At 68.3% G+C, this 12,265-nt stretch carries 13 protein-coding genes; all 13 read right to left on the reverse strand.

The genetic code is table 11. From position 1 onward, the window contains the following. Positions 1 to 19 precede the first annotated feature (19 nt). Positions 20 to 982, reverse strand: coding sequence for an exostosin domain-containing protein (locus OH491_RS21495; protein WP_068772494.1), 963 nt, complete (start codon positions 980 to 982; stop codon positions 20 to 22). Beyond that, complete coding sequence (locus tag OH491_RS21500; RefSeq protein WP_068772493.1) at positions 979 to 1,869, reverse strand: glycosyltransferase family 2 protein; 891 nt, start codon at positions 1,867 to 1,869, stop codon at positions 979 to 981. Before OH491_RS21500 ends, OH491_RS21495 begins: the two co-directional genes overlap by 4 nt. Positions 1,870 to 1,935: 66 nt before the next feature. After that, a complete protein-coding gene (locus tag OH491_RS21505) occupies positions 1,936 to 3,054 on the reverse strand; it encodes an NAD-dependent epimerase/dehydratase family protein (RefSeq protein WP_068772492.1) in 1,119 nt (372 codons plus the stop codon). A gap of 51 nt (positions 3,055 to 3,105) precedes the next feature. Then, positions 3,106 to 4,224 carry a Gfo/Idh/MocA family protein gene (locus OH491_RS21510; RefSeq protein ID WP_068772491.1) on the reverse strand — a complete coding sequence of 373 codons (1,119 nt, stop codon included), beginning with the start codon at positions 4,222 to 4,224 and terminating at the stop codon, positions 3,106 to 3,108. Beyond that, positions 4,221 to 5,420 (reverse strand): hypothetical protein, encoded by a 1,200-nt coding sequence (locus tag OH491_RS21515; RefSeq protein ID WP_342750679.1) that lies wholly within the window; start codon positions 5,418 to 5,420, stop codon positions 4,221 to 4,223. The genes OH491_RS21510 and OH491_RS21515 overlap by 4 nt, the downstream gene beginning before the upstream one ends. Positions 5,421 to 5,489: 69 nt before the next feature. Continuing rightward, the gene (locus OH491_RS21520; protein ID WP_068772489.1) at positions 5,490 to 6,413 is read right to left on the reverse strand and encodes a glycosyltransferase family 2 protein; all 924 of its coding nucleotides are present in this window, start codon (positions 6,411 to 6,413) and stop codon (positions 5,490 to 5,492) included. Positions 6,414 to 6,478: 65 nt separating this feature from the next. Continuing rightward, positions 6,479 to 7,333: a DapH/DapD/GlmU-related protein gene (locus OH491_RS21525; protein WP_084442589.1), complete on the reverse strand. Its 855-nt coding sequence runs from the start codon at positions 7,331 to 7,333 to the stop codon at positions 6,479 to 6,481. Between the two features lie 11 nt (positions 7,334 to 7,344). After that, the gene (locus OH491_RS21530) at positions 7,345 to 8,259 is read right to left on the reverse strand and encodes a hypothetical protein (protein WP_068772488.1); all 915 of its coding nucleotides are present in this window, start codon (positions 8,257 to 8,259) and stop codon (positions 7,345 to 7,347) included. Between the two features lie 487 nt (positions 8,260 to 8,746). Continuing rightward, positions 8,747 to 9,064, reverse strand: coding sequence for a hypothetical protein (locus tag OH491_RS21535; RefSeq protein WP_342750680.1), 318 nt, complete (start codon positions 9,062 to 9,064; stop codon positions 8,747 to 8,749). Beyond that, the gene (locus OH491_RS21540) at positions 9,061 to 9,327 is read right to left on the reverse strand and encodes a hypothetical protein (RefSeq protein WP_342750681.1); all 267 of its coding nucleotides are present in this window, start codon (positions 9,325 to 9,327) and stop codon (positions 9,061 to 9,063) included. Before OH491_RS21540 ends, OH491_RS21535 begins: the two co-directional genes overlap by 4 nt. Further along, positions 9,324 to 10,355, reverse strand: a complete 1,032-nt coding sequence (locus tag OH491_RS21545) for a glycosyltransferase family 4 protein (protein WP_342750682.1) — start codon at positions 10,353 to 10,355, stop codon at positions 9,324 to 9,326. Before OH491_RS21545 ends, OH491_RS21540 begins: the two co-directional genes overlap by 4 nt. A 188-nt stretch (positions 10,356 to 10,543) precedes the next feature. Beyond that, a complete protein-coding gene (locus tag OH491_RS21550; protein WP_068772485.1) occupies positions 10,544 to 11,797 on the reverse strand; it encodes an ABC transporter ATP-binding protein in 1,254 nt (417 codons plus the stop codon). 14 nt (positions 11,798 to 11,811) lie between these two features. Next, positions 11,812 to 12,264 carry an ATP-binding cassette domain-containing protein gene (locus OH491_RS21555; RefSeq protein WP_342750683.1) on the reverse strand — a complete coding sequence of 151 codons (453 nt, stop codon included), beginning with the start codon at positions 12,262 to 12,264 and terminating at the stop codon, positions 11,812 to 11,814. Position 12,265: the final 1 nt, after the last annotated feature.

Raw genomic sequence — 12,265 nt, forward strand, 5'->3', positions numbered from 1 at the left:
TCCCCGCCGCCGCTCCTTTTCATTTTTTGCGCAGGCGGTTTTTGATTTTGGCCAGGAGAATGACGAGGTGGCGCGCGCGCCAGTGGAGGGATTCGGGAATGAACTGGTGTTTCTTGATGTCGAGCGCCTGGTCGACGAGGTAGTCGAAGTAGGCGGCGGGGGCGAAGTGGCGGGCGTAGGCTTCGGCGGCGGCCTGCGCGATCGCGGCGTGGCGGTGCTCGTTCGCGACGAGCAGGGCCTCGAGGCGGTGGATTTCGTTTTCCCGGAGGATGAGCGCGCATTCCGACCAGTCGGGACCGCGCGGGCGTATCCAGTCATCGGATATGATGACGGGGGCTACGCCGATGCGCATGGACTCGAAGAGGCGGATGCTGGCGCCGCCGCTGCCGCGCGGGCAGATGGCGAACTTGGAGGCTTCGAGCAGTTCGACGTAGTCGCGTTGTTTTGGGGCCTTGCCGGTGTTGTCGTGGGTGAAGGCGTTGTAGGACGACGTGTCGCGGACAAGGATGTCGGGGCGCGCGAAGGTCTGCCTGAAAATGGCGGCGCGCACGGGATGGCAGTCGCGTCCGGCGAAGGAGGCGAGGTGGAGCTTGGGTTTTTCCCAGGCGCGGCCGGGATGGTTTTCGATGAAGGGATTTTTGTAGTCGGGATGGTAGAGGGTGTAGGCGCCGGAGCGGTAGCGGCGGCGGGCGGGGAGCTTTTTGTGAGCGTTGGTGTAGATGCCGTGGAGGAGGGGAAGGAGCTGCCAGGCGTCGGAGAGGGCAAAGCATTTGCCCGGATGGCGGTTGACGACAGGGTGGCTTCGCAAGCTCGCATACCAGTTTTCGGGACGGAGATTGCCGACAAAGATGATGTCGGCTTCGTCCGGGGATTCCACGAGGACGTGGCGGCGGCTCGAAAGCGGCCAGAGCGAGCGGAGGAGTTCCTCTTGATGGCGCCAGGCGTCCGGGCCGGTCTCGCAACTGGTGACATGAATCTTCATCGCACGGAGCGCAGGCGGGCGAGGGTGAGGGCGAGGTGGAGAAACGGGCGGGGATCGAGGGGCGTGAGGCGGCAGGCGCGGACCAGGAGCCGGAGGCTTTGGCCGGGGTCGGTGGCGCGGAGAAGGCGAGCCTGGTTTCGCAGCGCATGCGCCAGGCGCCGCCGGCGTTCACGGGCGGGAATTTGCGGGAGCGCGCAGTGTTTTTCGTAGAAAGCCACCTCCTGCTGCGCCCAGAGCAGGGTGCGGGCCATCGTGCTGGCGGAATGCCTGGCGTAATGGCAGGTGAGGCGGCCGGTGTCGGCGAAGCGCGCGCCGGCGAGGGCGCAGCGGAGCCAGTAGTCGCGATCCTCGCCGATGCGGAAGGAGGCGTCGAAGGGGCCGACGCGGGATGCAAGCCCGCGGGTGAGGGTGACGGCGGAACTGTTGATGATGCAACTGGCGGCGAAGAGCGCGGCGACCGGATCGGCGAGAAGCGCGGCGGATGGCGCGTGGGTTTCGAGGGGAAGATTTTTTTCGAGGTCGATGGTTTGGATGCGGGCGATGGCCAGACCGGCGGGCGGAGCGGCGAGGGTTTGGCGGGCGGCGGCCAAGTGACCGGGGGCCCACCAATCGTCGGCGTCGAGGAAGGAAAGAAGATCTCCGCGGGCGAGTTCGAGGAGGCGGGTGCGGGTGGCGGCGACGCCGCGGTTTGCACCGTGGTTGTCGTAGCGGACGGGCTGGGCGACGGTGCGGGCGAAACCGGCCACAAGATCCTCGGCGCCATCGCGGGAGCCGTCCTCGACCACGATGAGCTCCCAATCGGGGTCGGTTTGGGTGCGCAGGGAGGCGAGCGCCGCGGGAAGGTGGCGGGCGGCGTTGTAGGCGGGAATGAGGACGGAATGGCGCAAGAGGAAAAAGGCTGAAGGCTGAGCGGCGCTGCCGCGCCTGATGTGTATCTGGTTTTTTGATACTTGTTACTTGATGCTTGTCACTTTCTCGGGAAACAGGTCCGGGCGGGCGAAGGACAGCCAGGCCAGGCTGCGGGCCATGCCCTCGGCAAAGGTGACCGGAGGGTGGTAGGCGAGGAGTCCCGTGGCGCGGGCGTGGGGGATTTTCCAGCGGCATTGCTGGAGGAGGGCCTGTTCCTCGGTGATGACGGGACGTGGCGCGGCCGGGATTGTCCAGGCATCGGGAGGCGGCGGGGTGGAGAGCGTGGCCAGGATTTTTTTGGTGTTTTGCTTGAGCTTGTGGGGAAAGGCGGGAAGGAGTTTTTGCGCCCACGGGCGGCTGAGGGTTTGATCGACGCGCTGGCGGAAGGACTTGGGAAAAGCCGGGAGATGCTCGACGCGGTGGATGGCCTCGGCAGGCACTTCGAGGGCGCGGGCGACAGGCGCATGGAAATCGGCCCAGGTGACCGTTTCGGCATCGGCGACGAGATAGGCGCGGGTGGCGGTCGCGGCCGGATCGGAGTGTTCGAGGCAGAGGCGGATGGCGTGGACGAGGTTGTCGATGTAGATGGTGTTGCAGATGCCGGAGCCGTCGCCGTGGAGCCAGGCGACGCCGTCGCGGAGGGCCTGGGCGGCGTCGGTTATCCAGCGGGAGCGGGGGCCGAAGACGACGCCGGGACGAAGCGCATAAACGTGGAGCGAGTGGCGGCGGGCGGCGGCGAAAAGGGCGCGCTCGGCGCGGACTTTGGCGTTGTTGTAATCGAGGGAGTGCCGGGTGTGGAGCGGGGTTTCCTCGTCGGTGCCGGGCGGAATGTCCTGGCCGTGGACGGACGCGGAGCTGAGATAGACGATGCGGCGAAGTCCGGCGCGGGCGGCGGCGGCGCAAAGCACGGCGGGCATGCGGGTGATCTGGTCGGGATCGCCGAGGGCGGCGTGGACGACGGCGTCGCAACCGTGAAGCGCGGCGGCGAGGGAATCGGAATCAAGGGCGTCGGCGAGCCTCCAGTCGATGGCGAAACGGGCGGGGAGCGCGAGGGAGGAGGGCTGGCGGACGATGGGAACGGCGGTGTGTGGGCTGTCGAGGTGCAGGTGCTCGACGAGGCGGGTGCCGACAAAGCCGTTGGAGCCGATGATGGCGATTTTCATGGATGGCGGATTGCGGAATGGGCGCCGGGATGGCGCGGCGGATTGTATTTGTTATCTTGATACATGTGGTTTCGCATCAGCCGCGCCAGTCGCGCGCGGCGGCGGGGGCGGCGGGAGGCCGGGCGCGTCGAGGATGGTCTGGGCGCGGGCTTGCTCGGCGGCGGAAAGCCAGGGCTGGGCGAGGAGTTTTTTTTGCCGGTAGCAGGTTTCGATGAGACGGAGGGAGCGCGCGCCTTCGTCGCCGGGGACATGAAGCGGGGCGCGTCCGTCGATGGCGGCGGCGAGATTGCGGAGCTGGGCGATGAAGGCTTGGGGCTGGGTGGATTGGGGGGCGGCGGTGAGCGGGTCCTGCAAGGTGGCGGCGAGCGTGGCGGGAGTGCCGTGGAGGCGGAGTTCGAGGGTGTTGGCCCGGTTGACGCGCCAGACGATCCGGCCGCGTTCGAAATCGAAGAGGTAGCGCTGGGCGGTGGGCCAGTCGCGGCTGAAGTGGAGCGCGCCAGTGGCGCCGCCGGCATGGCGAAGCGCGAGGCGGGCGTTGGTTTCGAGCCCGCCCATGGCGTCGTCGGCGTAGGTGAGGGAGGCGGGTTCGCCAAGCCACCAGAGCAGGAGGTCGAGCACGTGGACGCCGATGTCGAGCAGGACGCCGCCCGGGGTCTGCTCCTTGATAAAAAAGGAAGGCGTGGCGGCGGGCCAGCGGAAGGGGCCTCCCTCGGCGATGTCGTAATGCAGGAGGGGACCGAGCTGGTGATGCTGGCAGAGGTTTTTGAGGTAGAGGCTGGCGGGGAAAAAACGTTTGTAGAGGCCGACGGCGAGATGGCGGTCGGCGGCGCGGGCGGCGGCGAGCATGCGGTCGCATTCGGCGGCGGTGGCCGCCATGGGTTTCTCGCAGAGGACGTGCCAGCCGCGGTCGAAGGCGGCGAGGGTTTGCGCGAGATGGAAGCGGGGCGGCGTGGCGATGACGGCGAGCGCGCCGGGCGGGGCGTTGACCTCGGCGAGATCGTCGTGCTGGTGCGCGGCGGGAAAGGCGGCGGCGAGCGGAGCGCGGGCGGCGGCGGACGGATCGACGAGGGCGTGGACGCGAAGCTCGCCGAGGGGGGCGAGCGCGCGCAGGGCGGGAAGGTAGAATTGCTTCGCGACGGCGCCGCAGCCGATGAGGACGAGGGAAGTCATGGAGAATGCAGAAGTCGGTGTGCGGATTGCGGAATAAGGGCGGCGGTGAGTTGCCGGTGGATTTTATCGGGAGAGAAATCGGTGGCGGCGTGGCGGCGGACGGGGGCGACGAGGGCGGGCCAGACGGCGGGGTCGCGGAGGTCGGAGACCCAGCGGGCGAGGGGCGCAAGGTCGTCGGGTGTAGTGAAATTTGGATACGCCGCGCGCGCCGCCCAGTTGGCGATGGCGCTTTTGGGCGGCGCGACGATGTGGGCGGGCAGGCCGAGGTGGGCGTATTCGATGAACTTGCTGGGGAAGCTGGTCGCGACCCAGGGCATGTCGGCGAGCGTATCCGCGTAGGAGACGAGGATGCCGGAGGCATGGGAGGAAAGGTGGGCGAGTGCCTCGGTGTTGGAAGGGAAGAGCGGCAACGTGTCCACCGGGGCGGCGGTGGCGCGGAAGGCGCGGAGCTCGGGCGTGTCGCGGGTGAGGAGGACAAGGCGCCCGCCGGCCTCGTGGATCACGCGGGCGAGGCGGGCGAAGAGAGGATACTGCGCGGGCCAGATGTGTCCGCCGTAATAGATGCGCGGGCGTCCGTCGGCCGGAGGCGGGCGGTAGGCGGACTGACGGGCGCCGCCCTCGGGAAGCGGGGGAAGGCTGAAAGCGCCGGGCTCAAGGCTGAAGGGAGGGCCGTAAACGGCGGCGAGTTCGGGGGAGACGAACCAGTTGCGGTGCGCGGCGCGCAGAATGCCGGCGTGGCGGCGGCGGAGGACGCGACGCTCCTTCGCGGTGCGGGCGAAATCCGCGGCATCGTCATGGATGAGCAGCGTGAGGGGAACCCGGGTCTGGCGGGCGAGGCGGGCGGCGATCTCGGGCGCAAAGTCGGCATGGGCGGCGAGGTAGCCGAAGAGGGCGTCGGGGCCGCGGGCGGACGCGAAAAAGCGCCGGCGGATTTCGCGGGCGATGAGCGTGGTGCGGATCGAGCGCAGGAAGGGGGCGGAATCGGGGCGGTAGGGCGGCCACCAGGGACGGCGGCGGGCGGGCAGCGGATGGACGGGCCAGCCGGCGGCATCGCAGGCTGCGCTGTCCTGGCCGTGCTCGGCGATGACGGTGATCTGCCAGCCGTCGGCGGCGAGCCGCCGGAGATGGCGGAGGATGACAACCGGGCTGCCGGTGCCTTCGGCGGGAGTTTGGCCTATGTAGAGCAGGGAGGGCACGAATGAAAAATGGAGCGTGAAGGATGAAGTGTGGGATGTGGGAGCAGGCGGACGGGAGTTGAGGGGAGGCTAAGTCCGGATAAGGCCGAGGCGGTGTTTCAGAAGGTAGGAAAGGGTGCGCCAGGGACGGCGCGCGCGAGGAGCGGCGCGCAGCGCGCGCCAGGTGTAGTGCCAGGGGCGTCCCCGGCGACCGTAGCCCAACGAAGTGATGGCATAGTCGCAGAGATCGTCCGGGCTGAAGGCGGACTTGTAGGCCGGCGGCGGAATGGCGGCGGGATCAAACGGGAGGCCGCGGGCGGCGTGCGCCTCGGCAAGGATGCGGAGCTTGCGCTCGTGCCGGCCGGTGTTGCGGGTGAAGTTCACGCTTTGCTCGTGGATGCGGTAATGGAGCAGCGCGGCTGGAAGATTGGTGAGGCGGCCGACGCGGGCAAGGCGGAGGTAGAGGTCGAGGTCCTCGATCCATTGCGCGGCGAGACGGTAGCCGCCGATCTGGAGGACGGCGTCGCGGCGGAACATGATGGAGGGGTGGATGAGCTGGCCGCCGTCGCCAAGCAGCAGGGCGCGCTCGATGGCGTCGTGGTCGGCGGAGCGGGGGCAGGGCTTGAGCAGGGCGGAGCGGGCGTCCATGAAATGGACGGCGGTGCCGAGGCAGACGAATTCGGGCGTGAGCCGGAGGAAGGCGAACTGGCGGGCGAGGCGGTCGGGAATCGCGATGTCGTCGGCGTCCATGCGGGCGACGACGGGCGCGCGCGCGGCCTCGAGCCCGTCGTTGAGGGCGCCGACAATGCCGGTGTTGGGACGGGAAATCACACGGATGCGGGGATCGGCATCGGCGGCGCGGGCAAGGATGGCGAGGGATCGGTCGGCGGAGCCGTCGTCAACGGCAATGAGTTCGTAGTCGGTGAAGGTTTGCGCGCGAAGGGAGGCGAGCGCCGCGGGCAGGTAGCGGGCGGCGTTGTAAACCGGGAGGAGGATGGACAGGCTGGGTTTCACCGATGAGGAATGGCCAGGGAGGGATGCGAAGCGTGGCGGCTGTGTATTTGTTTTTTTGATACTTGTTACGGGTCGCTTGTCACTTCGCGCCGCGCCCAGGACTCGGCCCATTGGAAAAGTTTTTCGGGATCAGGCTGGGCAATGAACGGCTGGGCGGCGCGGAGCTTGCCGGGCGGCCATTGCCACCAGGCGAGGGCTTCGAGCCGGGCGATGATGGTTTCGGGGAAACGAAGACGAATGGGACGCGCGGGCACGCCGCCGACGATCTGGTAGGGGGCGACATCGCGGGTGACGACGGCGCCGGCCGCGACGATGGCGCCGTTGCCGATGCGGACGCCGTCGCGGACAAAGGCGTGCGCGCCAATCCAGACGTCGTGGCCGATGTGGACGCGCAGGCGCTCGGCGAAGAGCCCGGCGGCGTTGGCCGGGAGGAAGGTGGCGCCGGTCTGTTTGCGCGGGGAATAGAAAACGGGCGACGTGCTGAGGAGATGCGACGGGTGCTCGCCGGTGCCGATGATGACGCGGGGGCCGATGGAGCAGAACGAGCCGAGGGACACGTCGTTCAGGCGCGTCTCCAGGGCGATGTAGTTGAACGAGCCGGCCTGGACATCCGTGAGGGAGGTCCGCGGATGGAGCGTGACATAATCGCCGAGCGTGCTGCCGTAGATTTCCGCGCCGCCCTCGACGGTGCAATGCGCGCCGAGCGTGCTGCGGGCGATGCGCGCGCCGGGGTGGACCGCGGAGCGGGGGCCGAGGATCGTGCCGGGGTGGAGAGTCGCCCCGGAAAGGGTGGAGCCGTCGCCGATCCGCACGCCGGGGGCAAGGCGGGTGGCGTTGCCGACGAAGCAATGCCGCCCGATGCGCGCCCCGGGATAACGGAGCGCGTAGAAGAGGGAGCGGGCGGTTTGCTTCAGCGGCATGGGAAAGGACGTCAGGCGACGGCGGGCTTGGGATTGCGGAGGATGCGCAGGCGGGATTTCAGGTTGGCCAGGGGAGTGGTCGGCGCGCCGGCATAAACGCGGGTCCAGAGATCCTCGGCGTAGGGATCGGTGTAATGAGATTCCGGATACGAAAGAGGGCCGAGGGCGGAGGTGGGCCGGGCGAGGCGGGCGAGGTCGTCGGTGTGCGTCGAGTCCGCCGTGAAGCCGAGGTTTTCAACGAGGTTGGCGCGCGGCATGGCGGTGAGGCCGCCGAGAGAGCGGCAGGTGTAATTCCACTGGAAGCCCCAGGAGTTGGCGGCCTGGAGATTGCGGCGGGCCTGGTCGAAGGTGGAGATCCAGTATTGGCGTTCCCACGCGGAGGCGAAGGAGGCGCGGAGCGCGGGAAGACGGGCGTCCCAGGTGGAGTAATCGGCGTCGTAGTGCCGCCAGGCGCGGCGCCAGGTGGCCCAGCCCCAGATCCAGGTGTGCTGGCTGAACCAGCAGGCGTGGCGGGGACGATGGCGGCGGGCGATGAGATTGGTGCCGGAGATGTTCATCACGCGCGGATCGTCGCGGTAGCGCGCGAGCGTGGAGGCGGCGAAGGTGAAAAAATCGGGATGGGGAAGGCAGTCGTCCTCGAGGACAATGGTCTCCTCGACTTGGGAAAAAACCCAGTTGAGGCCGGTCTGGATGCGGCGCATGCAGCCGAGATTGGTTTCGGAATAGTCGCGAAGGACGCGGCAGGGCCAGTCGATGGACTCGTCCACGAGGCGGCGGACCGCCGCGACACGCCCGGCGTCGTCAGGACGATGGGGGCGAGGCCCGTCGCAGATGACGAGGAGGGTGGAAGGGCGGGCGTCACGCACGCGGGCAAGCACGCGGGCGGTGGGGCCCGGGCGGTTGAAGAGGATGAGCGTGACGTTCATGGTGAAATGCGGATTGCGAAATGAGGATGCCGTCGTGCCGGCGGAGGACTTTTATCTTTCTCTTTATTCTTTCTCTTTCCTCTTTCTCCCCGACGAGGTGGGCGGACTGGGAGAAAGAGGAAAGAGAAAGAATAAAGAGAAAGATACGGAGGGGCGGGACTCGGTGTGTGATTGGATTTTGGATACATGGTCGTGCCGGCGGAGTTCCTATCGGGCGGGTTTCACCTGGCGGGCGAGGCGGCGCCAGGCGCGGAAGAGGACGGGGGTTTTGGCGTAGTAGCGGGTGAGGTCGGGATTGCGGGGAAGATGAAGGCGCTGCGGGGCGGCCCCGGGATTGCTTGCCCGCTCCTCGGCGATGAGGCGGGCAAGGCGGGGGAAAAGGTTGTGCTCCTCAAGGACGCGGCGGCGGGCCTCGTCGATGGCGGCCCGGTTGCGCTCGGCAAGGTCGGAGCGGATTATTTCGACGACGCGACGCGGCGCGTCGGGATCATTGATGTCGATTGCGTTGGACGATGGACGGGCCGCGAAGACGCGTATCCTGGGTGTGAATGCGGGAAAAATGGTGGAAGCCGCGCTCGGCCCAGCGGTAATCGCGCTCGGGCGGCTCCTGCATGAAAAGCCAGACGCGGGAGGGCGGCACGGTGACGGCGAGGTCGGCGGGGATGTGGTTGAGCGCGACGAGGAAGTCGCAGCGTTCGACGGGATCGAGGGTGAAACGACATTCGTCCCATATGCCGTCACCGGCGGGAGTTTGGCGGAGGAGATCGGGCCATGTCCAGGATTTGACGATGCGGACGAGTGTCATGGATTCATGGATACGGCATGCGCGCCGGAAGACGGGGCGGAGGCGCGGGCGAGTTGCGCGGCGGTGCGGCGGGCGGCGGCGAGGTCGCGGAGAAGGCGCGAGAGCGGGGCGTAGCAGGCGGCGGGCGAGAAATGCGTGTAGGCGGCGGCGGAGAGTTGCGCGGCGGCGCCGGCGGCGGCCTCGGGGGAGCCGAGCAGGGCGGCGGTGGCGGCGGCGAAACCGGCGGGCGTGTCGGCGACGCGCAGCGCCGGACGAAGCATCACGGGGCACGTGGCGATGGCGGTGGTTCGATGGCGCGGGGGTGATGACGGGCGCGGGCGTAGGCGTCGGCCAGGTCGGGCAGGCGGCCGAGCTTTTCGACGCCGGCGGGAAGATCGTCGGGAAGCGCGGCGCAGATGGTGCCGGCGACGAGGAGGCGGGTTTGCGGCGCGACGACACGGAGGAGCGGCCAGGTTTCGCGGAGAAACCAGTCGAGGCCGCGGCGGTTGGACGCGTGGGGGCTGCCGACGAAAAGCACGTCGGGCGCGGAAGCAGGCGGGAGCGGGCGGGGGCGGACGGAGATGGGCGCGGTGACGACCGGCGTGCCGGGAAGGAGGCGGCGGAAAAGCGCGGCCTCAATATCCTGGATGGCGACAATGGCGTCGGCCGTGGAGAGGGCGCGGGTTTCATATTCGACGGTGGTGCGTTCGTTGAGGATTTCAACGGGCCGGCCGTCGCGGATGTGGAGCTGACGGTGCCAGACATCGTTGGTGAGGACGGCGACCGGCGGGCGGGAGGTCGAGGGCTGACCGGGAGTCGAGGCCATCCACGCGTAGTTGACGAGGATGGCATCGGGACGGAAACGGGCGGCGGCGCGCTGGACGGCGCGGATTTCGGCGAGGGAGGCGGGGGCGTTCCACGCGGCGCGATTGCGGCAGGGCTGGGCGGCAAGGTCGGCGGGAGGGCGGCGGCGGGAGATGTCGATGCGGGCGTGAGCCAGGGCCGTCTTGGCGGCATGGAGGGCGCGGGCCTTGGCAGGAAGCCAGAGGATGCCGGGACGCCAGTAAAGCGATCCGAGGCGGCGCATGTCCATGATGTCGAGGGTGAAGGCGGAGCGGTCACGGCGCGGGCGCCGCCAGAAGCCGCGGGTGGGAAAGAGATCGGGCGGTTCCGTCCAGATGGTGTGGATGCGGAAGTGGTCACGGGAAAGATAGTCGAGGAGGTCGGAGAGATACGCGCCGGAACCGGACTCACCGGCAAGCGGAGAAGTGCGGGTGGCGACAAGGAGGCGGGTGGACTTGCGTGGCTGCATGGCGGTTGTTAGTGGAGGCTGGAGGGCTGGTGGACGGCAGGGCCGGAGAGAAAGCATGAAGGAAAACGGCCCGCGTCACTTGGGTGGCGCGCGCCGGCCGGGGGAAGGGAGCTTCTGATCGGATACGCATGGATGGTGGCGAAGGAGAGGCGGACGGCATGGCGGACGAGGACGGTCTGTATTTGAAATCAGGATACCAATTCGGCGATGGGCTGGGGGCGGACGGCGCCGAAGCCGCGGTCGCTGACGTTGTCGGCGCGGCTGGTGTGCACTTCCCAGATGGCGCAGTTGTTCACGGCATCGAGGCAGTTGTGTCCGTCATAAATGGCGGAGTTTATGTTGTAGTTGCCGGGCTGGAGCGGCCAGTAGTCGAGGCCGACGCGGACGCGGTGGCGGCCGGGGCCGAGTTTCCAGGGTTCGCGGTGGGTGTCGCTGTCGAGGGTAAGGAGGCGCTGGCCTTCGAGGGTGTCGAAACCGAGGCCGACGGTGAGGCCGTCGACGGGTTCCTTCAGGTCGAAGGCGATCTCGATGTAGCCGGGGCGTCCGTAGGCGAGCTGGCTGTCGTCGCCGGCGATGGAGAGGGTGAGAAGACGGGCGGCGCGGCCGCGGCGGAGCTTGCGCTCGCGGTCCTCGATGGCGACGAGTCCGGGCGAGGCGGCGTAGGCGCTGGTGTAATGGTCGATGGCCTCGTCGATGGGGAGGACGAGGTTGGGCTTCCCGCGCTCAAGGAACACGCAGCGGGAGCAGAGCCGGCGGATGGCCGTCATGTTGTGGCTGACGAAGAGGATGGTGCGTCCGCCGCCCTGGGAAATGTTTTCCATTTTGCCGAGGCACTTGCGCTGGAAGTCGGCGTCGCCGACGGCGAGAACCTCGTCAACGAGCAGGATCTCGGGCTCGAGGTGCGCGGCGACGGCGAAGGCGAGGCGCACATACATGCCGGAGGAGTAGCGCTTGACGGGGGTGTCGATGAAGGGGCCGATTTCGGAGAAGGCGACGATCTCGTCGAATTTGCGGGCGATCTCGGCCTTGCGCATGCCGAGGATGGCGCCGTTGAGGAAGATGTTGTCGCGGCCGGTGAGCTCGGGGTGGAAGCCGGTGCCGACCTCGAGCAGGGAGGCGAGACGGCCGCGGAGGGTGATTTCGCCGGTGGTGGGCTCGGTGATGCGGGAGAGGATTTTGAGCAGGGTGGACTTGCCGGCGCCGTTGCGGCCGATGACGCCGACGACCTCGCCGGGGCGCACGTCGAAGCTGATGTCGCGGAGCGCCCAGAAATCGGACGGCGCGGGGCGGGCGTCGAGATCGGCGGCGCGCACGACGCCGTTGCGGCGGGGACGCAGCCGGGCGAAAAGGCGCTGCACCTCGTCGCGAAAGCTGCTCATGCCGATCACGCCGAGTCGGTATTTCTTGGAGACGTTTTTAACCTCGATGATGGGTTGGCTCATTTGTTGAAAAAGGGTCAGCGGACTGCGCGTATGCGGAAAGGTGGCGGAAGTGGCGGCGCTTTCCCAAAGGGCGAGGTAACGGGTGAGGGGGGGGGTTCGTCGCCGGCACGGCGGTAAGGCGCGCGAAGTGCCGGTTGAGCGACGCGCCGCGGTCGGAAGAGGCGGTCGACGAGGCGCAGGGCGTCGTCGTGCGTGAGCGAGGCAGGGCAGGTGGACTTGCCGGCGCCGTTGCGGCCGATGACGCCGACGACCTCGCCGGGGCGCACGTCGAAGCTGATGTCGCGGAGCGCCCAGAAATCGGACGGCGCGGGGCGGGCGTCGAGATCGGCGGCGCGCACGACGCCGTTGCGGCGGGGACGCAGCCGGGCGAAAAGGCGCTGCACCTCGTCGCGAAAGCTGCTCATGCCGATCACGCCGAGTCGGTATTTCTTGGAGACGTTTTTAACCTCGATGATGGGTTGGCTCATT

This window comes from Termitidicoccus mucosus, assembly GCF_038725785.1.
Classification (GTDB): Bacteria; Verrucomicrobiota; Verrucomicrobiia; order Opitutales; family Opitutaceae; genus Termitidicoccus; species Termitidicoccus mucosus.

Coding starts and splice junctions, on each gene's coding strand:
- OH491_RS21510 (WP_068772491.1), bottom strand. CDS start 4,224: ATGACTTCCCTCGTCCTCATCGGCTGCGGCGCCGTCGCGAAGCAATTC.
- OH491_RS21495 (WP_068772494.1), bottom strand. CDS start 982: ATGAAGATTCATGTCACCAGTTGCGAGACCGGCCCGGACGCCTGGCGC.
- OH491_RS21550 (WP_068772485.1), bottom strand. CDS start 11,797: ATGAGCCAACCCATCATCGAGGTTAAAAACGTCTCCAAGAAATACCGA.
- OH491_RS21535 (WP_342750680.1), bottom strand. CDS start 9,064: ATGACACTCGTCCGCATCGTCAAATCCTGGACATGGCCCGATCTCCTC.
- OH491_RS21545 (WP_342750682.1), bottom strand. CDS start 10,355: ATGCAGCCACGCAAGTCCACCCGCCTCCTTGTCGCCACCCGCACTTCT.
- OH491_RS21530 (WP_068772488.1), bottom strand. CDS start 8,259: ATGAACGTCACGCTCATCCTCTTCAACCGCCCGGGCCCCACCGCCCGC.
- OH491_RS21525 (WP_084442589.1), bottom strand. CDS start 7,333: ATGCCGCTGAAGCAAACCGCCCGCTCCCTCTTCTACGCGCTCCGTTAT.
- OH491_RS21505 (WP_068772492.1), bottom strand. CDS start 3,054: ATGAAAATCGCCATCATCGGCTCCAACGGCTTTGTCGGCACCCGCCTC.
- OH491_RS21555 (WP_342750683.1), bottom strand. CDS start 12,264: ATGAGCCAACCCATCATCGAGGTTAAAAACGTCTCCAAGAAATACCGA.